We start from the raw sequence: 22202 nt of genomic DNA, 5'->3' as shown, positions 1-22202 counted from the left end.
TTTTATGGGTGAAACCGCATGACTCGTCCTCCCCCGTAGAAGGATCTTTTTTGCTGCGATCGGGTTTGGTGAGTTGATTGATGAGATGGCGATCGCTGTTTTAGTGCTCCAGAGAGCTATTTCAGTGATCTGGAGAGCTGTTTTAGTGCTCCGGCGAGCTGTTTCAGTGGTCGCGATCGCTATTTCAGTGCTCCGGCGAGCTGTTTTAGTGCTCCGTTGGGCTTGTACTGCTCACGAATGATCGTTCTTATCTCTTTATTGATCGTTCGTGAGCAATAAAGAGATAAGAACGATCAGCACAAAAAATCCGCAGACCTGCTCATTGTGAGCGATCGTGCGGATTCCATGTTTCGGTAATCCTACCTTGGGATCAGGAATCGTTCTTGGAATAAACAATTCCCGAACTGTTATTTCGCGGCGGCTTCCCGCGCTGCGCTGGCTTCGTCGGGATGAATGCCCAAACGAGTAAGATTGACTCGACCCCGGTTATCGATTTCGCGGACTTTCACGACCACTTCATCGCCCACCATCACCTCATCTTCAACCTTACCGACGCGATGATCGGCAAGCTGCGAAATGTGAACCATGCCTTCTTTGCCGGGGAGAAACTCGACAAATGCACCGATCGGGATAATCCGCGTCACTTTACCCGCATAGATATCGCCTGCATTCAGCTTGCGCGTCATGCCTTGGATAATCGCTTTAGCGCGTTTGGCTTTCTCGCCTTCGATTGCCGAAATTGTCACCGTACCGTCTTCAGCGATGTCAATCTTGGCTCCGGTTTCCTCGGTGATGCCTTTGATCGTCTTACCACCAGGTCCGATGATCATGCCGATTTGATCAGAATCGATCTTGATCGTCAGCAAGCGGGGTGCATACGGCGAAAGCTCTGGGCGAGGTTTGTCGATCGCTTCGAGCATTTTGTCGAGGATATGCAGACGGGCGGGTTTTGCTTTGTGAATTGCATCAGCAATCACGTTCATCGGCAACCCACTAATTTTCATATCGAGTTGCAGCGCCGTAATCCCTGTATCAGTTCCAGCGACTTTGAAGTCCATGTCGCCTAAGAAATCCTCAATCCCCTGAATATCAGTGAGGATGCGGATTTCTTCGCCTTCTTTGATTAGTCCCATTGCCGCACCACTAACGGGCTTGATAATCGGAACTCCGGCGTGCATCAGTGCCAGCGTTGATCCAGACACAGAACCCATTGAAGTGGAGCCGTTTGAAGACAAGACTTCAGACACAACTCGAATCACATAGGGAAACTGTTCTTTGGGGGGAAGAACAGGAATAAGGGCGCGTTCGGCTAATGCCCCGTGACCGACTTCACGCCGACCGGGCGATCGCATCGGTCGCGTTTCTCCTACCGAGAAGGGCGGGAAGTTGTAGTGGTGCAGATAGCGTTTCTCGGTGTCGGGGTGCAAATCGTCCATTTCTTGTTCATCGCCCGGACTGCCAAGAGTCGCGATCGATAACACTTGGGTCAGTCCGCGATTGAATACACCGCTACCGTGAACTCGCTGCGGCAGAACGCCGATTCGACAAGAAATCGGGCGAATTTCGTCGAGCTGGCGACCATCGACGCGGACGTTATCTTCGACGACTTGACGACGCATCAGCGTTTTGGTCACGTCTTTGAAGGTGTTGCTGAGGGCTTTGGCATCGGTGGATGCTGCCGCTTTGACTGGATCATCTTCGGGCAGGGCTTCGATTTCAGCGACCAGTGCGGCTTTGACTTCATCAAGTGCTGCATCGCGAACGGTTCTGTCTTTTTCTAACCGAGCAAGAATCTCTTTGACCGGAGCCGTGACGCGATCGCGGATAAAATGCTCCAGCGTTTGATCAATCACCGGCGCTGCTTCTTGCACTAACTCGATGCCGAGTGCTTCAATAAACTCACGCTGCGCTTGAATCAGATCGCGCACCGCTTCGTAGCCGAAATCGATCGCTTCGATCATGTCCGCTTCGGGCAGTTGATTTGCGCCCGCTTCGACCATAATCACGCCGTTCGGAGAGCCAGCAACGACTAAATCTAAATCACCCGACTCGATCTCTTTGTAAGTGGGGTTGATCACAAAATCATCGCCGACTAAACCCACTCGCACCGCTGCCATCGGGCCATTGAAGGGGATTTTAGCGAGCAGGACTGCGATCGAGGCTCCGGTAACGGCAAGTACATCGGGCGGCACTCGTTCATCCATTGACATCGTTGTGGCAACCACTTGAATGTCATCGCGTAACCAGGCGGGGAATAGCGGACGCAGGGGACGATCGATCAAACGACTGGTGAGAATTGCTTTTTCTGGGGGACGACCTTCGCGCTTAAGAAATCCACCGGGGATGCGCCCGGCTGCGTACAAGCGCTCTTCGTAGTCCACGAGCAAGGGCAGAAAATCGATGCCCTCTCTTGCTTTTGCACGAGTCGCAGCCACCAGAACTGCTGTATCTCCTGACTCGATTAAAACTGCTCCTCCAGCTTGGGGGGCTAACAAGCCGACTTTGAGCCGAATATCCCTACCATCAAAGGATATTGACTTCTCGAACTCTTGCATGAATTATATTTTCCTTTCTTCTCTTTTCCTACTACCGCAATCCTAACATCGATATACTTTTGCTGACCTTTTTGTTTGCAATAGAGTGGAGGGATTTTAGTTGAAGAAGTGGGGGATGGAGAGTGGGAAGTGGGTCGAGTTCATGGGGGTTTGGAGACGAAATCATCGCTGAAACGATCGCGGTAGAATGAAGCGAGGGAATTGAATTTGAAGGCAGGATTACAACTTGTTAGATTGCTTAAAGAATAGAAAGCTTTCTTGATTTTGGAGCGTAAAGATTGCGATCGATGAGATTAAATTTTGCAGCAGATTCTTACTTAGGCGGGGCGATTTCTTAGAAGATTCAGAAGTGGCTTGCCGAAAGTTGAGCTAGTTCGCTTTTATTTTGAGTAGTTTGGCATGGCAGTTTTACATGGTGGATGGTTTGCTCAAACGCCCGACTCTGAAGGGGGCTTGTTTCTGTGGGGGGAAACGTGGCGCAGGTTGGAGGCGATGCCAACTGATGCAGGCGTTCTGGCGCACCCCTACGCGATGAATCAAGCCGAACTGCTGGCGTTCTTAGAACCGTTGGGATTAAAGCTGCCGCAGATTGAACCTCCGAAACGCGGACGTAAAAGCGCAGCGAATTTAGAAAACTGGACGGTGCGATCGCTCTCGTTACCAAAGGACGGAGAAGCACCGCAGCTTTCTGCGTCTGCGATCGCGGAATGGGTGCTGTATCCCTGGAAGGTTGAGGGGCTGTGGTTGAATTCGGCTCAGGCGTTTGAGTTTCTGAATTCTTTGCCGTTGGGTGCTTTGGGAGATGATTCGTTTTTGGGTGGGGATTTACGATTTTGGTCGCATACAGCGCGGTGGGCGTTGGATTTGCTGGCGCGATCGAAGTTTTTACCGGATTTGACTCACTGGGAAGCTTTGCTGGATAGCTCAACGGATCAAGCGAGGTTGCGTCACTTTGCGCGCCAGATGCCTTCAGTTTGTCGGTTGTACCAGAATTGTGAGGAGATCGCGATCGATTTGCCGATCGAACCTCAAGATTTACTCCGAGATTTTCTCAATCAATTGATTGATGCTCAAGTTCGCAAATCAGTTACGACACCCCGGAATCCATCAATTCTACAAGCCTGGATTCAAGGACTGGGTACAAAATCATCAACGCTAGACGAAACGGAATCGAAAACGCTATCGACGGCATTATCGAATTGGAAAGCGCCACTACAGAAAACGCAAGCACAATTTCGCGCTTGCTTGAAGTTGATTCCACCTACGGAAAGCTATCAACGCTGGAAGATTGAATATCTGCTGCAAGCGATCGACGATGCAGAGTTCACCGTTAGCGCTCCGATTATCTGGCGCAATCCGGTCGAGCAACTGAATCATGAGGGACGAATGATCGATCGACCCCAAGAAACTTTGCTGATGGGATTGGGATTAGCATCACGCTTATATCCACTGATCGAACCGAGCCTGCAAGAAGCTCGGCCGCAAGCCTGTTTACTCGATCCAACTCAGGCTTATGATTTTTTGATGAATGTTGTGTGGCGCTTGCAGGATAGCGGAATTGGTGTGGTTCTGCCACCCAGTTTGGCAAATCGCGGTGGACTGGCGAATCGATTAGGATTGCGAATCAAAGCGTCAACGCCAACGAAACAGAAGAAAGGCAAGCTGGGATTACAAAGTTTATTGAATTTTGAATGGGAATTATCGATCGGCGGTCAAAGTTTGACGAAACGTGAGTTCGATCGATTAGTGGCGCAGAATTCGCCTCTGGTTGAAATTAAAGGTGAATGGGTAGAGTTAAGAGCGCAAGATATTAAATCTGCACAGTCGTTCTTCGCGGCACGAAAAGATCAGACAACGCTATCGCTGGAAGATGCACTCCGAATTAGTACCGGGGATACCCAAACGATCGAGAAACTTCCGGTTGTGAGTTTTGAAGCATCGGGCGCATTGCAAGAGTTAGTCACAACGCTAACGGGAACCGGAACGCTAGAGGAAATAGAAGCGCCCAAGGAATTTAGAGGTGAATTAAGACCGTATCAAGCTCGTGGTGTAGCCTGGCTACAGTTTCTTGAAAGATGGGGCTTGGGTGCTTGTTTAGCGGACGATATGGGATTGGGAAAAACAATCCAGTTAATCGCCTTTATTCTGTTACTGAAGCAGAACAAACAACTGGAGAACCCTATCTTATTAGTCTGTCCAACTTCGGTTCTCGGCAACTGGGAGCGAGAAGTTAAAAAGTTTGCGCCGACGCTAAAAGCGATCGTGCATCACGGAGATAAACGATCGCAAGGACAAGCTTTCGCCAAAGCTGTGCAATCCTGCAATTTAGTGATTACCAGTTACACACTTGTACAGCGCGATTTGAAAATACTTCAGCTTGTTTCGTGGCAAGGAGTTGTACTCGATGAAGCTCAGAACATTAAAAATGCAGAAGCAAAACAGTCTCAAGCTGTGCGAGAACTAGAAGCAGAATTCCGCATTGCATTGACAGGAACGCCTGTCGAAAACCGGTTAACTGAACTGTGGTCAATTCTCGATTTTCTCAATCCGGGTTACTTAGGACAGAAAAACTTCTTCCAGCGACGATTTGCGATTCCGATCGAGCGTTACGGCGATACCACTTCACTGCAAACGCTGCGATCGCTAACTCAGCCTTTCATTCTCAGGCGTTTGAAAACAGATCGCTCAATCATTCAAGACTTGCCGGAGAAACAGGAGATGCCTGTTTACTGTGGATTGTCTGCGGAACAAGCAGCGCTCTATCAAGCAATAGTCGATCGCTCCCTTGCCGAAATCGAAGCAGCAGACGGTATTCAGCGCAAAGGCATTATTCTTGCACTGCTTACGAAGCTAAAGCAAATCTGCAATCATCCTGCATTGTTCAATCGAGAAGAAAGCATCCCATCGAACCGATCCGTGAAGTTGCAACGACTCGAAGAAATGCTCGAAGAAGCGGTTGCAGAAGGCGATCGTGCTTTAATCTTCACTCAATTTGCAGAATGGGGAAAACTGCTGAAACCACATTTAGAACAACAACTAGGACGTGAAACGCTGTTCCTCTACGGCAGCACTTCAAAGAAACAGCGCGAAGAAATGATCGATCGCTTCCAAAACGATCCGCAAGCTCCTCGAATTTTCATTTTGTCGCTCAAAGCAGGGGGAGTCGGCTTGAATCTCACTCGTGCAAATCATGTGTTTCACTACGATCGCTGGTGGAATCCAGCAGTCGAAAATCAAGCCACCGATCGCGTCTTTCGCATCGGACAAAAGCGGAATGTGCAGGTGCATAAATTCGTTTGTACTGGAACGCTTGAAGAACGCATTCACGACATGATCGAAAGCAAAAAAGCCTTAGCCGAACAAGTCGTGGGTACAGGTGAAAACTGGCTGACTGAATTAAATACCGATCAGCTTCGAGATTTACTCTTGCTTGATCGTAGCGCTGTGATAGAGGATTAAACCGATGAGTGATTCTTACGTACAACCTAACCGTGAATGGTGGGTACAACAGTGGATTGATTTGTTAGAGCGCATTGGATTTACACAGCGATTAGCACGAGCGAGAAACTACGCGCGTCAGGGAAACGTTCTCAGTCTCGAATTCAACGGCGCAAAAGTAATCGCAAAAGTGCAAGGAACGGCACCCGAACCGTATGAAGTGTCATTTTCGCTCGATCGCTTTACTGATGAAGAATGGGGCTATGTGATCGAATCGATGGCAGAACGGGCAATCTTTTCTGCCAAACTCCTAGCTGGAGAAATGCCGCAGAACATTCAAGATGTCTTTATTGCTAATGGATTGAGCCTATTTCCATACGACAAATCCGCGATTCATAGTCGCTGTTCCTGTCCTGATCCGGCAAATCCTTGCAAGCATATTGGAGCCGTTTACTATTTGCTGGGCGATCGCTTCGGAGAAGATCCGTTTGTGTTGTTCCAACTGCGCGGACGCAGCAAAGAAGAAATTATTAATACACTGCGTCAGATTCGCAGCTCCGGAGAAGAAAGCGCGATTGCATCAGAGAACGCGATCATTCGAGCGATCGCCCCCCTGAATCCTGATCAATTTTGGAACTACAGCGATCAGCTTGAGCCTTCCTTAATCGTCATCACTCCGCCGCCTAGCAGCGAAACGGTTTTAGATGTGTTAGGAACAATTCCGCTCAAAATCGACCCGCCTGCGAATCAAGCCGCAATGGAAACCCTGAAACTGATTTATCAAACGGTCAGTATGGGAGCAGTGCAAATGGCAATGGCACTGAATCTGTAAAGATTTCTGTGCTGTAAGGAGATTCAAATTTCTTATTTAGACTTTCAATAACTTTAACAACTTCGATTAGAAAAAATCAGTTTCTGCAAGACCTAATATATTCATCAATCAACAATGTTGATTGATGAATATTATTTCTTCTCCTATTGCTGAAACTTTTCAGTAGAATGGCTTAGACACTCGAATCCTCTCCATACCGCAAGCTCAGCGCCTAATTTCTAAAGATTTTTTGAGACAATGTGAGTTTTTAAAGCAGAGATAAAGCACCTGCTTTTCCTACACGATCTGTTTGAAAATTCAGTGTAGGCTGTACGGATTTCGATAAAAAGAACTCGCCGAAAATGGTAATTAGAAAGAGTACAAAATTTTTGGCTCTAGATAATGGCAGGACAAAATATCCTTACTGAATCTTTCAGAAATGCAGATGTTAGCCAATTCAATTGGCTCCCTGGTATCAGTCAAGCTGGAGCACTTCCCCCAATTTTGACCGCTCGTAGCAGCAGTTCTGCTTCCCCGGGTGGAATTGCTGGCGGTGGCGCAGATGCTCCCGGCAGTGGCGCACTCCGCCTCACCAACAATACCCAGGGTCAAGGCTCCTTTGTGATCTACAACAAACCCCTGAATGCTGCATCAGGGCTGTCAGTCGAGTTTGATTTATACGCTTATGGGGGAAGCAGTGCTGATGGTATCAGCTTCTTTTTAATCGATGGCACTCAGAGTCCCACTGCAGGCGGTGCAGTGGGACGCAGCTTGGGCTACTCCTCAGACTCGTCTACTGGTGCCGTCGGAATTGTGGGCGGATATTTGGGAGTCGGCTTTGATGAGTTCGGTAACTTTTCGACCAGCGAAGCCGGAGCAGCGGGGATCGGCAACAGACCTCAATCGATCACCGTTCGCGGTCGAGAAGGACTGAACTATCCACTCCTACAAAGCGTTGCTCTACCTGCTGGAAGCCGCATTGATGTTCCCACAGCCACAAGTCGAGAGGGCAATGCTCGGCGAGCCAAGATTGATCTGACGACTGCCGGGCTGCTTTCTGTAGCACTCGATGTCAATGGCAATGCTGTTTTCGACAGCGGTGAGACCTTTATTTCCAATCTCAACGTTACCCAGAATCTCAGCTCAGGCGATAGCCCCCTGCCCACGACCTTCAAGTTTGGCTTTGCGGCTTCAACAGGAGGATCCACCAACTTCCACGAAATCAATAACCTTTCGATTAGCACCTTTTCTGGAACCTACACGCCGCTGGTCGAATTCCCCACAACGACCGGCGTGATTTCGTCGCGTAGCTCCACGATCACAGCAAGTATTGATGTCGCGACCGACAAAGCAGTCACTATTCCGCTCCTTGTCGGTGGTACAGCCCAGAACAACATCGACTATCGGCTTTCGTCACAAACGATCACGATCGCGCCTGGACAAACCACAGGCAGCATCACGCTCACCAGACTGAACTCGCCAACCGCTGCTGATAAAACGATTCAAATTAATCTTGACACTCCGACCAATGCTGACAGAAGCCCACGGAACGCAGCGGTAAACCTCGTACTTGCACCTGGGGTGACATTCACAAATCCTACCGACTGCGAGATTCCCGATTTTGATGGCAACGGCGGCGTTGATTTGCCCTGGCGCAATGTGGCAACGACTGAGAGTGCAATTTGGTTGATCAATGGGACGCAAGTAAGTGCGACTGGCCTTACGACGACAGCTGGACCTAACTGGGAAATCGTCTCCACCCGCGATTTCAACGCCGATGGTAGAACCGACCTGCTCTGGCGCAATGGTGTTACAGGTGAGAATGCAATCTGGTTAATGAATGGCACGGCGATCGGGCAAGCCGTCTTTATCACACCACAAGCTGATCTCAACTGGGAGATTGTGGGTTCACGCGACTTCAACAACGACGGGCAAGCCGACATCTTCTGGCAAAACTCCGCCACAGGACAAACTGGAATTTGGTTGATTGAAAACGCCGTCGTTACGAGTCGCGCATTTCTCACGACTACTGACACAAGCTGGGAGGTTGCCGATTTTGCCGACTTTAACGGCGATGGCAGCGCGGATATTGCTTGGCGCAATGCTGCGACCGGCGAAAACGGAATCTGGCTGATTAACGGGACGACCCTCACTAGCGCTCAGTTTCTCCCGGTGACCACTGATTTGAATTGGGAAATCATTGCAGTGCGGGATACTAGCGGCGACGGGAAATCAGATTTCGTTTGGCGCAATCGAGCGACAGGTGAAAATGCCGTCTGGTTAATGGATGGAATTACCGTAACGAGTCGCCAACTCCTGACGACCGTTTCAGATCTGAACTGGCAAATTGTTGATGTCTGCGACACCAGCGGGGATGCCAAAGCAGATTTAATCTGGCGCAACACTGCCACGGGTGAGAATGCGGTCTGGCTTCTAAATGGCGCGACGACCTCGAATCAGGGTCTCCTGACTCAGCTTCCTGACTTGAATTGGGAGATTATCGGCGCACGCGATACGAGCAGAGATGGCAAAGCTGATGTGATTTGGCGGAATCGATCGACCGGTCAGAACGCGATCTGGTTGCTCGACGGAATCACCATTACAAACGCACAATTTGTGCAAACGGTTGAAGATCCAAACTGGCAGATTCAAATTCGTCCGGGTGCGCTAGCGCTCTAAAGGCAACAGAATCGGGAGCGATCGCTCCCGATTCCACTCCAAAACTGTCCCCGCGAAGCCGTAGACTGGAAAATGCAATTTAATAAGCTGACAGACCGTGCGAAAAATTATCATTGCTGGCAATTGGAAAATGTTCAAAACCCAGGCAGAAACGCTGGAGTTTTTGCAGGGATTCATGCCTCAGTTGGAGAACACACCTGACGATCGAGAAATAGTGCTGTGTGTGCCGTTTACTGATTTAGCAGTGTTGTCGAAGAATTTGCACGGAAGTCGGATTCAGGTCGGGGCGCAGAACGTGCATTGGGCAGAGACGGGAGCCTTCACGGGCGAGATTTCAGCGTCGATGCTGACAGAATTAGGAGTTCGCTATGTGGTGATCGGGCACAGCGAACGGAGACAGTATTTTGGCGAAACGGATGAGACGGTGAATCTGCGGCTGAAAGCGGCTCAAAGTGCTGGATTGAAGCCAATTCTTTGTGTGGGTGAAAGTAAGCAGCAACGGGATACAGGTGAGACTGAAGCGGTGATTTTCGCTCAGCTTGAGAAGGATTTGGCGGGCGTGGATCAAGACAATTTAGTGATTGCTTATGAGCCGATTTGGGCGATCGGAACTGGAGATACTTGTGAATCGATCGAAGCGAATCGCGTGATCGGGCTGATTCGCAGTCGGTTGAGTAATCCGAATGTCACGATCCAATATGGTGGATCGGTCAAGCCTGAGAATATTGATGAAATTATGGCGCAACCGGAGATTGATGGTGCTTTGGTGGGGGGTGCAAGTCTTGATCCAAAAGGCTTTGCTCGACTTGTCAATTTTCAGTAAAAGCGATGAAGCTTCGGAATGAGGTGATGGTTCTAGCAAAAGAACTAAATCGGAGCTAGAACCATCACCCTCATCGAACAACTTCAGCTTATCCCAGATCCTAGCCAGAGCAGGTAATCGCACCCTTCCCCAAGCACAATGGGGTTAGGCGGGGCTAGGCAGATTGCTCAATCCACTCATCGATCTCCGAGAAATCATTACAGCCTGTAACTTCCATCAGCGTTTGTAGCATTGCAAGATCCTGCTTTTCCCATTCCGCCAGAATTGAGTCGCGATCGTCTTGGGGTGGAAAGTATTTGTAGATTCGCAATCCGCCGCGCCGTCCATCCGGTGCAACAGCTCGACCTGTACAGGTGAGTTTGACTCCAATTTTGCCGAGTAGGGTTTGAACAATCGCGATCGGTGCCAGCTTCTCGGTCACGGTGAAACTAAAGAGCGCTTTCATGTCGTCGCGGCACTCTAATGCCGTTGTTGCCACGAATTGAACCAAATCATCGGTTGCGAGAATCTTCTCTCCGGGCTTGAGAAATTCTAGGATTCTTAGCGATCGTAATGCTTCGACTTGAGCGGTTAGGAGTTTGACATCCTGAATGGAGATTTTGCCGTCTCCGCGCTCTAGATGGTCTTCGATCTCTTGCATATCGTGGAGTCGGACATATTCTGGATTGCGAGTCAGGTAGTAATACAATCGCAATTGTGTATACCAGCCATCATCATCTTTGAGTTTGATCTCTGGTGTGATCGTTTCAACGTTGTATTTACGCTTCAGTTCATGCTTGCGTTTACTGTAGCGTTTCTGAACGGTTTGTTCTGCTTGTTCTTTGAGTTCGTAATATTCTGCTGGAGTGATTTCTGGAGAATCGGAAACCGCGATCGCTTCTGCGGTTTGATTGCGAGTCCGAATCGCAGAAATCACCTGAGCAATGCGATCGCACACTTTCAAGTCATGCCGTGCTTCCAAGAACTCAAAGCCTGGAATGTTCAGAACGCCCGTCTTTAGTTGAGTCACCATTTGATCTGTGATCGGTAACTGTCCAAACATCTTCGTTAAATCGTCTGTGACTAATGTCACTGTATGACCTTCGAGCAGTAGCCCATTGCGAAACTCGCGCCGATAGCGCCACAGAGACGCATTCACTCGTGCCGCCATTTTCGCCCAAGTCCGCAGCGCGATCGGGTTACTCTGCTCATCCAAATCAAAATCGATATCTTTTAGCAATGCAATGTTGTACTGAACCGATTTCGTCACCGATTGCGCGACATCGCGGTAGTTACAGCTTCCATTACCAATTTTTCCAGGGCCGAAATGTGCTGCCCAAATGTAGCGAGGAATCGGTTCACGGACTCTCGCTAAAGCTTGCCGGGACTCCGAATCTGGAGTTACCCCTTGGAAGATACCGAATACCCCTTTGAAGTGATTGCGGACATCGATCGAGACTCCCGTTCCGATCGTGGGTGTTGCTAAAACGACATCGTAATTACCCACAACATCATTAATGCGTTCAGCAATGTGATAAGCAGCATGATCCGGATCGGAAACAGTTTCGCTATCAATTCGGAGAATGCGCTTTTCGGGAAACTGCAATCTGAGGTAAGTTTCTAAATTCTTAGAACTCCAGCGACCTCGGACTTTCTGAGAATCGACGCAGACGAAAACGGCTCCAGTTTTTAGAACGGATTCCATGCGATCGATCAAAGGTGCAGGATTTTTCGTGTCGTATAGCGAAACATTCCAAGAAATTTCTGGCTTCCATTGATTCACCACAACCCAGGGTGTTACCGGAGTTTCTGCCAATCCGCGTAAGTAATCGATGCTGACATCTGACAAGTCTGCGTCTTGTGCAATCACCAATCCATCGGTTGCCAGTACAGTCTCAATTAATTCGCGCAGGGTTTCGAGAATTCTGACGCGCTGATTGTAGCAAGTTGCACTATTGAGCGCGTGCCATAACACTTGTTCGACTTCATCGAGAATGACGATCGCACCTTCCCACTCTGCCGCATTAAACCGGATGCGCGAGTTCGGATGCAGCGAATCAATACACAATCCATAGCTGCCCGGATTTTCCGAATTCAGCGCATCAGTAATCCAATCAATCCCAATACTTTGACAAATTGCTTTACCGAGTTGAATGCGGTGGGTGATCACCAGAACTTTGCGGGCAGCTTTCGCTGCGCCAGGGGCAACGGTTGCCGTTTTGATTAATCCTTGTAGAGCTGTTGTTTTCCCGGTTCCTTTAGCACTTTTAATACAAGCTAAACCAGATTCGGGATAAGGAAGATCTCCTAAATACGGCTGATTTAATGTAAGTGAGGGTGTATAGGTTAGTGACCATAATTTTGATGCCTGCCAAAACTCAAGCTCAACCGCTGATTCATATAGTTTTGCAAATGCAGCATGACCATGAGCCACAATAAAATCGTCAACGCCTTTTTCAGCACCTGGCAGTGCAATAACTTTAACCTGACAGCCCGCATTGGTTAAGAGTTGTCCTAAACGAGAAGTCGCAAGGAAAATATTTTGTAAGGTTCGCGGTTTTGTTTCGTAATCGAAGCAGATATGAACGGTTCTTTGAGTCGTGGCAAAATGACCGAGTTCTGCGATTAGTTGCCGAGTTTCGCGCCGATAGCCGCTAAAAATTCCGGGAAGCGCGATCGCGGCATACCCCAAACTCAACAGACAACCCGCTTTCTTCTCGCCTTCGGTGAGCACGATCGGCAAATTATTGCGCCAAACCCATTCCCAAAAGTTCGTTGCTCCAGCAATTTCGATCTCAAACCGTTCTGCAACCTTCTGCCAAATCTGCATGGGTACATCGAGCAGAATCAATCGGCTAGACCCTTTACCCAGGCTGGGACTGAGATATTTTGCGGGCTTGCTTTTCGTGCGATCTACGATCGGCGTATCGGCATCGGGCTTAAACCGTCCCCACTCCATCCGCTGCCAGTTGTTAAGTGGATCAATTCCGCTTACCCACCAGCCCCGCACCGATTCCCGCGCTTGTTGACCAAATCGCGTCACTTTCCAATTCAGCCGCTCAGCGATCGGATAGCTTGCCTCGCGAGTAAATGGATCAAAATCGGTATCATACAGCGATCGTACATTCCGGCGAATAATCTCCGAATCGACACCGCTCATTAACCATTCTTGTTCGTGATCGGGCGCAAGGTAGCCCTCGATCGATTTTGCCACTTCAGAAGAAGCAATTCTGAGGGAAGTTACCATCAGTCCTGCTCCTTCTGACATAAATTCGCACACGAACCTGGCGCAGACGTGCCGCACCTGATACAATATCTAGACATAGAAATCAAGCCCAATCTTTTTGGGCAAACAAGGTTATCAACCCCTTTGGCTGACTGTGGTAGGGAAGCTTGAGGGGTTTTGCTTATGCAATTGAAATTCTAGATTGGCGGACTTCTTGAAGCGGTGGTAGTCGCCTGAAATCGCGCAATCTAATTCGAGACAAACAAGGTCAGTCGGGTCATGCAGGTTAAACATTACCGACGTGGAAAGCAGATTAACACTGATCCAGCAGAGGCTCAAGAGGGGATGGATCAGCGATCCGGGGGAGTGATAGGTGAGTTAGAGGCACAAGTTAGGTGGGAAGTTGGACGGGGGAGGAATAGGCAGTGGGAAGTGGGGAGCGGGGGAATTAGGGAGTTTGTGAGGGATGCGATCGCGTAAAATAGCTTCACCCCTGGATCGAATCAACGACAGAGTTACAGGGAAAAGATCGACGCGGCAGTTACAGAGATCGCGATCGAAATCAGACGCAGGCGTTACAGAACTGAGTGAAATTACTACTAGCGATAGGGGCAGCCTGGATCATTCCGGCACTAAATCTCCAGATATAGCGTTTAACCTCTAGACAAAACTCCGAGGGTAGGGCACTATATGTGGGGTCTAGAATCTTCGAGAGCGATGAAACCACTAGAAGCAGCCTTTCCCGTCGATAGTCAACTTTTGATGGTGTTGCCCAGAGCCAGCGCATCCATCCGCAATCCAGATGTACGACTGCCGATTTTGCGATCGGATGCTAACGGCTATTACTTGGAGATGCGGGTGGAGGCGGATGCTCAGGACGAAAGCGAATTTGCTGTGATTCGTCGAGTGCCGCTAGAAAATTTGACCGAAGAAGAGTTAATAGAATTAAAAACCGAATATGCCAAGCTCGATTGGGCGGCTTGTATCCGGAAAGGCGTAAGCAATGGATTAGAAAAAGTCCACGATCGCCGGATTCAAAGAATGTTTATGGCGTTGATGACGTTTCTGAATCCGCGTCAGATTTCGATCGTGCTGTATCTCTACAAATTGGCAGCCCAACAGCAAAACGGCGGAACAGTGACGTTTCGATCGAATGATTTACTTGAAAGTTTGGGATACACCCGCACAAAGGATGGCGGATTTGCGTCGAAGCTGCGCTCGCAACTGAATCGAGATTTGGTCACGCTGCATCGAACCGAATTAGTATTAGCGCAATCGTTCAAAAAAATGCACCAAAATCGTGGCGCAAAAGTCATGATTAAAAGCATTCTGCGAATCAAAGATTATGAAGTAGATACTGCTCCGCGGGATTTTGATATTACAAAAGCCGCAGATTACACTTATGAATTGGCAGATTCTTACACGATCTCTCTAGAGTTTTTTGACGGTTCTCGAAACGGGGATTGTGTCCTTTTTCCGAATCAGTTCGACATTACTCAACGACTGGGTACGAACGCGAAGTGCGATTATAAGACCAAGCTTCTCATCTATCTAGCAAGTCGAATGAAATGGGATAGCTTAACCGATGGACAATTCATCTCTGTTTCTAAACGATACTTGTTCAAAAACCTTGATTTACTCGGCAGTAATTCTTCTCGAAATAACCAAATTCTTTGGCGCACTGTGGACGAACTCAAAGCAGATGGCTACCTCTTGGGCGCACAAGAACTCTCAGGAAAAAGTCGCATTTCTACGATTCAATTCCAGATTGATTCAACCAAATTGAAGTGCAAATAGTCTACTCCCCACTCTCCACCCCAGATAACCCTACAAATCCCACCCAAGGTTCACGCTAAAATTAAGAAGTATGAACCTAAGAGAAAAAGCAATGGTGTTATTTGGATTTGGCAAAAAACTGGCGATTCCTACTCCCGATGAAGCGCTAAAAGGTCGATCGGAACCAATGCCCGTGCCCGCGAAGCATTTCGTCAATGGCCATCCGCTCAAGCCTCCCTTCCCGCCTGGAATTGAAACCGCCGTCTTTGGTCTCGGTTGCTTCTGGGGTGCAGAGCGAAAATTCTGGCAGCAAGAAGGCGTTTACACGACTGCCGTTGGTTATGCCGCAGGGAGCACTCCAAATCCGACTTACCAAGAAGTTTGCTCTGGCATGACCGGACATAATGAAGTTGTATTAGTGGCTTACGATCCGAAAGTCATCAGTTACGAGCAACTCTTGAAAGTATTCTGGGAAAGCCACGATCCGACTCAAGGAATGCGCCAGGGAAATGATGTCGGCACTCAGTATCGATCAGGAGTCTATGTCTACAACGACGAACAGCGCAAGGCAGCAGAAGCTTCTCTGAAGACCTACCAGGAAGAACTCGCAAAAGCAGGATACAAAGCAATTACCACTGAGATTCTAGACGCGCCTGAATTCTATTACGCTGAAGCTTACCATCAGCAGTATCTCGCTAAAAATCCCAATGGCTACTGTGGTTTAGGCGGTACAAAGGTCTGCTATCCCGGAGCTTGATCCACATCTTCGCGAGTCGGCTCATTCGCTTCGCTCCATGTAGTGTTTGCGCTTTGAGCCGCCTCAAACGCTGGACAATATCCATCCGGTGTCACCTTAAAATTAAACAACGGTGATCTCGGATTCCAGCAGCGTTGCCCCCGAAAATGCCGACAGCGAAAACAACAAGCTTTCTCAGAGCTATCCATCCAAGACGGCGATCGTTCGGTATTTTGCGTCATTAACTCGCGCTGAGACAACCCCCGCAAGACTAAATCCTGACCCTGCCAACGCGCCTCAATCAGCCCAGTGTCAGAAATCGATCGCCATCTCGGGTCGTTTGTGATTGCCTCCGGAAGCGTGATCGTCACCACCGTTCCAACCTCGGCAAGTTCACCTTCATAAGTTGTCTCCGGCGGAGCAGGCTGAAGGAAGGTTTCTCCGATTGGTAACTCAACCAAGTTACCTGAAGCAGGGGAATGTAGATGATAGCGGTTGTGCAATTCCTCTAATCCAGCTAAATCCGATAGATAGTTCGGATCACCGTGAACGAAAATAACGTGTTGGGGACGCAGATTGTGAATAAACTGCGTGGTACTTGCCCCATCACAATGTTGTGCTAGCAGATACGTTTCGATCGCATACTTCCGTGGGATATCAATCAATCCTTCTTCTAGATGTTGCGGCAGTAGGATTAACCAGCGCTCTGGCGTATCCTCGCAAAATTCCTGCCAATCTGTTGAAAAATCCGTCAGCACAATACAAGGCGACTCACCGACTAACGGTCGTTGTTCTGGATGCAGTCGTCGCACCCGTGGACGAACGCGATCGTCCCAAAACAGCGATTGATGCTTGGCAAAGTTCTGCACCGAAGCAGGCAAGTGCGGTAAAAGCGCCAAATAGGCATCACACCCAGACGCGACCCGACCATCCACCCAGATATCTAAATCGCGTCCGGTAAACGAGTGATGGCTCCTCAGCAGCATCAACAATTCTTGCCCAAGTCCAACCATCGGCAGCGGCAAGAGAACCGACCGCCGATCGCTCAACGCCCGACTCATTCTTTCAGCGATCTGATTTTCTTGTTGCCGTCGATGTGGAAATCGTGCCGTTCCATACGAGCCTTCGATAATCACCACATCCGGGCGCAATCCCCGCAGTTCCTCTAGCCGCAAGCCTTCTACTAAGCGGGAATTCGATAAAAAGAAATCCCCCGTATATAAAATCGAGTGCGATCGACCCTGATGCGGCGTATACGTCAGCAAAATCGCCGCTGCTCCGGGAAGATGACCCGCCGGAAATAGTTCAGCCGTTAGCCCATCCTGAAACTCAACCGGCGATCGCCAAGGCAGGGCATGAACAAATTGCGGAATTAGACCCGGTTGATCCAGCCAGTTAAGCGGTAATAGCTCTGTCGTCACTTCACTGGCATAAATCGGTAACTGCGGAAAAGCGCGATGCAAACTGAGTAAACCTTGAGCGTGATCCGAGTGAGCATGACTGCACAACACCACATCTGCCGGAGCGCGGTCAGGAGGATTTAAGACTGCACTCCCATCCGTGAGCGCAGAAATATCTGACAGCCCGCAGTCGAGCAGAATCCGATAGGGACCCATACGAACGAGAAGACAGACTCCTTCTTCGCCATGTCCCGCACCGTAAGGAAAACAGTCCAATTGCGTCACGTATCCACCCTAGAAAAACTCAGAATTCATACATCCTGAATTTGGAATCCAGGGTAGATTTTTCACCCTGTCTTCCGCGTTCTGGCTCTGATGCTAATGCGCTGAGCCATTGCCATGATAGTTATCTGTATCATAAAAACCGTTGCGCGTCCCAAAGAAAAGACAGGCAACCGTGAACACACCGGAGAGTACCAGTAGGACGAGCTTTACATCCATATTGCTTACAACCCTTAACCTTTATTATCAAGTGTACAAGAACGAAAATACAAATCGATACCGAGCATCCTAGAGCGAGTTTGCCCATAGTTTAAGAAATCACAGATTGATCTTAGATTCTCCCAAAGACAGAAATAGCGAAATCCCGTAGAGACGTGATTAATCACGTCTCTACGGGATTTCGGGTCAACGCAGAATCTGTGGCAGCATTTTTTTGAATCGATATGAACTCTACCTCGGTTTGATTAATTGACCCCGATCGGTAAATCGCACCGACTTAATCTTTAAAGCGGGATTTTGTGTCAGCGTTCGCCGCACGCTACCAAACAGCGATAACTGCTCGCAATTTGCCAGCGAGAGCAGCGATCGACGCGCATTTGGAATCGGGCGGAAATCAACAGTCGCAACTCTAGATGCCACTTTGACCCGATATCCTGCCACTCCTAAGCTTTCACTATTTGCCTTTTCCAATGTTTTCGCGATCGCCTGAGTCACAGGTTGATTCGCCACGATCGTCTCTTTTGAGGTGATGAATTTGTTGCACTGGCTATCTAGCTGAAAAATATTTACCGTAATCGTCCTACCACCAGGTTTAGGAGACGCTTTGGAAGTCGCGACAGTCGGAGAAGGGGAAACTGCAACTGACGGGGGTTCGGGCGATCGGCAACCGCTAACGATAAACCAGACTAGATTAAAAAGAACAAATCCTCGAATCATTTGTGTCGCAACTTATCCTGTTTTTGTGACCCGTAGCTGGAAAGAGAAATGATACCAACTAGGGTAGATCCTTGATCGCGCTATGGTGCTTCCAAAGACGGGATTTCGCTCTCCGTGTTCTCGGAAACATTGTGAAATTGCTGTTTCAGAGTTAGCATAAACGTAGCAATCCCCGCTAGGGGTATTGATGTTGAATTCTTCAAAGTTCATGGACGAAGTCCATTTATCTATAACAAAGTACACTTTCTAGCCTGGATGCCTTGGTCTTCCAGCGCGAGGAAGATCGAGGAGGAAAGTTAAATGCTGACTCAAGACAGTCGAGCAACGCTCAGAGGAATTTCGGATCTCAACCGTCTGAAGCTCGAACTCAACGAACTGCCTGCGGTTGATGTAGGCGACTACATCACCGGACTCGAACCTGAAAAGCAAGCGATTACGTTTCGGCTTCTGAACAAAACTCAGGCAACGGATGTGTTTGAATATCTGCCGCCCGAAGTTAGAGAGTCGCTGCTGGGTTCTCTGCATAATGCTCAGGTGTGCCAAATTGTTGAATCGATGCGTCCGGACGATCGGGCAGAGTTGTTCGATGAGTTGCCTGCTGGAATTGTTAAACGCTTGGTGCAACAACTCAGCCCGGAAGAACGGCAAGCCACAGCGACGATTTTGGGCTATGCCGAAGGAACCGCAGGTCGGGTAATGACGACCGAGTATGTTCGACTGCGGCAAGGTTTAACCGTCGGAGAAGCATTGAGCAAAATTCGACTGGCTGACCGGGATAAAGAAACGATCTACTACGCCTATGTCACCGACAACAACCGCAAGCTTAAGCAAGTTGTATCGTTGCGGCAGTTAGTGTTCTCGATCCCCGATGCCAAAATTGAAGACATTGGCAGCGATCGCGTGATCAAAGCGCGGACGGAAATGCAGCAAGAGGAAGTGGCGCAATTGATGAAGCGCTATGACTTATTAGCGGTTCCAGTGGTTGATCGTGAAGATCGGTTGGTTGGGATCATTACCGTCGATGATGTGGTGGACATCCTTGAACAAGAAGCCACCGAAGATATTCAAAAACTCGCGGGGGGTGGCGGTGATGAGTCATCGCTTTCAACCCCGATCGAAAAGCTGCGAAATCGTGTGCCTTGGCTGTTAGGGATTATGGCGCTGTATATCGGGGCTTCTAGCGCCATTTCGCCGTTTCAATCGACGATCGCAGCCGTTCCGGTGCTGGCGGTGATCATGCCATTGTTCTCGAATACTGGGGGAACGGTTGGCATTCAAGCGCTGACGGTCACCATCCGATCGCTCGGTATCGGTGAAGTCACTTCTCAAGACACAATGCGAATTCTGCGAAAAGAACTCCTTGCAGGACTCGGAACCGCTTTGGCATTGGGTCTAACGATGTTTATCTTGTCACTGATTTGGACAAAGCCAGAAGAACGCTGGGTCGGAGTTGTGGCGGCGATCGTTATGGCATCCAATAGCATTGTTGCCGTGACCCTCGGAACACTTTTACCAATGGGATTGAAGCGGTTGAAGCTTGATCCGGCTTTGGTTAGCGGGCCGTTAGTGACAACCTTATTGGATACGATCGGCTTTATCACTTTCCTCACGCTGATTACATTCAGCTTAAACGTACTGAAACTTCCAACTTAGCTCTAGGATGAGGGTAGTTCGCAATTACTGTCATGCTAGATCTGACAAAACTGGCTCAACAGATGCAAGGGATTAGTCAACAGCTAACCCTAGAAGCAACCGCAACGCGGCAACGGCTCGATCGCGCAAACTTGCTGATGGCACAAGCGTTCGATCGCCAAGCCGAACTAACTGAGATGCAGCAATTGTGGCGCGATCGGCTGAGTTTTACCGCAGCGATCCCGATCGAACCGTTGGATACGCGGATTGCGATCGATCCTGCTCCCTTTGCTCATACCGTGATCGCGACAGATGGCTCTCAGATCGCACCCAGCCATCACGAAATTGCTTATTGCTATTTGATTAATGTGGGTCGCATCATTCTGCATTACGGGCAAAGTAAACTCCCCTTGCTCGATAGTTTGCCAGAAGTGTTTTATCGTCCTGAAGATCTCTACGTTTCTCGACAATGGGGCATTCGGACTGAGGAATGGATGGGCTATCAGCGAACCGCGTTAGAAGTGCAGATGCTTGCAGAATTAGCGCAGGCAATCAGCGATGAAATGAGTGCGCCGACGATTTCGCTGGTAGATGGATCGCTGATTTATTGGTTTTTGGAGCAGTTACCAACTGAGGCTCGCGATCGTATTCTTGCGCCGATTCTTGCAGCTTGGGATCAGTTGAGAGCGATCGAGGTTCCTTTGGTGGGTTATATCAGCGCATCCCGAAGCGGAGAAGCTATGAACTTTTTGCGGCTTCAAAGTTGTGCATATCTTGCTCCTGATTGTGCGACGCATTGTAGTGAAGTGGTGGATAGAGCGCCTTGCCAAGTGTTAGATCCGCTCAAAGATGCGGCAATTTGGGGGATGTTGTTGGAGCCAGGTCAGCGCAGTCCTTTGTGGAAAAGTTCGGCGCGAATTCAAGAGTTTTATGGCGATCATACCATTCATTTTTGCTATGTGAATGTAGGCAGTGAGATTGCGCGAGTTGAGGTTCCTGCTTGGGTGGCAGAGAACTCAGCACTGTTGAATTCTGCATTGAGTTTGGTTTTAGCTCAGGTGCAGAAAGGATATGGTTATCCGGTTGCTTTGGCAGAGGCGCACAATCAGGCAGTCGTGCGAGGGGGCGATCGTGCGCGATTTTTTGCCTTGCTGGAACAGCAGATGATTAAAGCCGGTTTGCGAAATGTCGGAACCTCTTACAAAGAAGCTCGAAAGCGCGGCAGCATTGCATAGAATTGCGAGAATTACAACGCGGTGAGGTTCACATGAATACAGAGCTGAAGGTCAGCCAGTCAGAACTGTATGAAGCTGATTATTATTTGTGGATTCAAGACACAGTTGAAAAGCTGAAACATCAAAACTATGACCAAGTTGACTGGACAAATCTACTCGATGAAATTGAGGCGATCGGGAGAAGTTGGCGATACGCTTTAGAAAATAATTTAGTCGTTATCTTATTACATCTATTGAAATGGCAGTATCAACCTGAGCAGCGCTCAAGAAGTTGAAAGTTGAGCATCGAAGAGCATCGAAGACGAATTAGAAGATCGCTGAAAGATTCACCAAGTCTCAAACGCTATCTTGAGGAAGTGTTTGAAGAGTGCTACGAAGATGCAGTTAAGCAAGCGAATATCGAGACAGATATTTCGGTTAAGGTTTTTCCAAACGGATGTCCTTACTCGATCGCTGAAGTTTTAGAGAGTGATTTGTTTGACTTCGATCGCTAAAATTCACGATTCAACATTAGATTCCTGGAGGTTTAGATGAACACAGAACTTGAAGTCAGCCAGCCAGAACTTTATGAAGCAGATTATTATAGCGGTCGCCTGTAAGTTTGCGGCAGCGATAGTTTTGAGATTAAGCGGTTGCATCTTTGAGCACTGCTTCCATTGCATCGCGCAATGAGGGAGCTTTATCTAAGCACCTG

The 22202-nt window shown here is 48.8% G+C and carries 14 protein-coding genes and 1 pseudogene; 10 read left to right on the top strand and 5 right to left on the bottom strand.

Annotated features, from left to right (window positions below; translation table 11 throughout):
• Window positions 1-407: 407 nt before the first annotated feature.
• Complete coding sequence (locus tag NC980_RS17280; RefSeq protein ID WP_190376435.1) at window positions 408-2555, bottom strand: polyribonucleotide nucleotidyltransferase; 2148 nt, start codon at window positions 2553-2555, stop codon at window positions 408-410.
• 399 nt (window positions 2556-2954) lie between these two features.
• Here NC980_RS17280 and NC980_RS17275 point away from each other — a divergent pair, with 399 nt between their 5' ends.
• The 4 genes from NC980_RS17275 (at window position 2955) to tpiA (ending at window position 10306) form a co-directional block, all read left to right on the top strand.
• Window positions 2955-6014, top strand: coding sequence for a DEAD/DEAH box helicase (locus NC980_RS17275; RefSeq protein WP_190376434.1), 3060 nt, complete (start codon window positions 2955-2957; stop codon window positions 6012-6014).
• A gap of 4 nt (window positions 6015-6018) precedes the next feature.
• Entirely contained in the window at window positions 6019-6825 is an 807-nt protein-coding gene (locus NC980_RS17270) for an SWIM zinc finger family protein (RefSeq protein ID WP_190376433.1), read from the top strand.
• A 381-nt stretch (window positions 6826-7206) separates the two neighbouring features.
• Window positions 7207-9483 (top strand): FG-GAP-like repeat-containing protein, encoded by a 2277-nt coding sequence (locus NC980_RS17265; protein ID WP_190376432.1) that lies wholly within the window; start codon window positions 7207-7209, stop codon window positions 9481-9483.
• 97 nt (window positions 9484-9580) lie between these two features.
• Entirely contained in the window at window positions 9581-10306 is a 726-nt protein-coding gene (tpiA, locus tag NC980_RS17260; protein ID WP_190376431.1) for a triose-phosphate isomerase, read from the top strand.
• Window positions 10307-10460: 154 nt separating this feature from the next.
• Here the strand turns inward: tpiA and NC980_RS17255 are convergent, their stop codons facing one another.
• Complete coding sequence (locus NC980_RS17255; protein ID WP_190376430.1) at window positions 10461-13532, bottom strand: plasmid replication protein, CyRepA1 family; 3072 nt, start codon at window positions 13530-13532, stop codon at window positions 10461-10463.
• A gap of 258 nt (window positions 13533-13790) precedes the next feature.
• Here NC980_RS17255 and NC980_RS17250 point away from each other — a divergent pair, with 258 nt between their 5' ends.
• From NC980_RS17250 to msrA, 3 genes are all read left to right on the top strand, one after another.
• Window positions 13791-13991: a hypothetical protein gene (locus tag NC980_RS17250; protein WP_190376429.1), complete on the top strand. Its 201-nt coding sequence runs from the start codon at window positions 13791-13793 to the stop codon at window positions 13989-13991.
• A 237-nt stretch (window positions 13992-14228) separates the two neighbouring features.
• On the top strand, window positions 14229-15308 hold the full coding sequence (locus tag NC980_RS17245) for a hypothetical protein (protein WP_190376428.1): 1080 nt from the start codon (window positions 14229-14231) through the stop codon (window positions 15306-15308).
• A gap of 91 nt (window positions 15309-15399) precedes the next feature.
• Window positions 15400-16044 (top strand): peptide-methionine (S)-S-oxide reductase MsrA, encoded by a 645-nt coding sequence (msrA, locus tag NC980_RS17240; protein ID WP_190376427.1) that lies wholly within the window; start codon window positions 15400-15402, stop codon window positions 16042-16044.
• Here the strand turns inward: msrA and NC980_RS17235 are convergent.
• The 3 genes from NC980_RS17235 to NC980_RS17225 form a co-directional block, all read right to left on the bottom strand.
• Window positions 16029-17708 (bottom strand): MBL fold metallo-hydrolase, encoded by a 1680-nt coding sequence (locus NC980_RS17235; RefSeq protein ID WP_190376426.1) that lies wholly within the window; start codon window positions 17706-17708, stop codon window positions 16029-16031. The genes msrA and NC980_RS17235 overlap by 16 nt on opposite strands.
• 93 nt (window positions 17709-17801) lie before the next feature.
• Window positions 17802-17924, bottom strand: a complete 123-nt coding sequence (locus tag NC980_RS17230) for a hypothetical protein (protein WP_277881347.1) — start codon at window positions 17922-17924, stop codon at window positions 17802-17804.
• Window positions 17925-18155: 231 nt separating this feature from the next.
• The gene (locus NC980_RS17225; protein WP_190376425.1) at window positions 18156-18641 is read right to left on the bottom strand and encodes a hypothetical protein; all 486 of its coding nucleotides are present in this window, start codon (window positions 18639-18641) and stop codon (window positions 18156-18158) included.
• A gap of 300 nt (window positions 18642-18941) precedes the next feature.
• On the opposite strand from NC980_RS17225, the gene mgtE reads away from it, so the two are divergent.
• The 3 genes and pseudogenes from mgtE to NC980_RS17210 all read left to right on the top strand — a co-directional run bounded on the left by mgtE (window position 18942) and on the right by NC980_RS17210 (window position 22002).
• Complete coding sequence (gene mgtE, locus NC980_RS17220) at window positions 18942-20294, top strand: magnesium transporter (protein WP_190376424.1); 1353 nt, start codon at window positions 18942-18944, stop codon at window positions 20292-20294.
• A gap of 32 nt (window positions 20295-20326) precedes the next feature.
• Window positions 20327-21508 carry a DNA double-strand break repair nuclease NurA gene (locus NC980_RS17215; RefSeq protein ID WP_190376423.1) on the top strand — a complete coding sequence of 394 codons (1182 nt, stop codon included), beginning with the start codon at window positions 20327-20329 and terminating at the stop codon, window positions 21506-21508.
• A 32-nt stretch (window positions 21509-21540) separates the two neighbouring features.
• Window positions 21541-22002, top strand: a pseudogene (locus NC980_RS17210) (DUF29 domain-containing protein).
• Window positions 22003-22202 lie beyond the last annotated feature (200 nt).

It is taken from the genome of Leptolyngbya sp. AS-A5, from assembly GCF_039962495.1.
Classification (GTDB): domain Bacteria; phylum Cyanobacteriota; class Cyanobacteriia; order Leptolyngbyales; family Leptolyngbyaceae; genus Leptolyngbya.
Note: the sequence above shows the minus strand (reverse complement) of the source record. Positions and strands in the feature narration are given on the sequence as shown.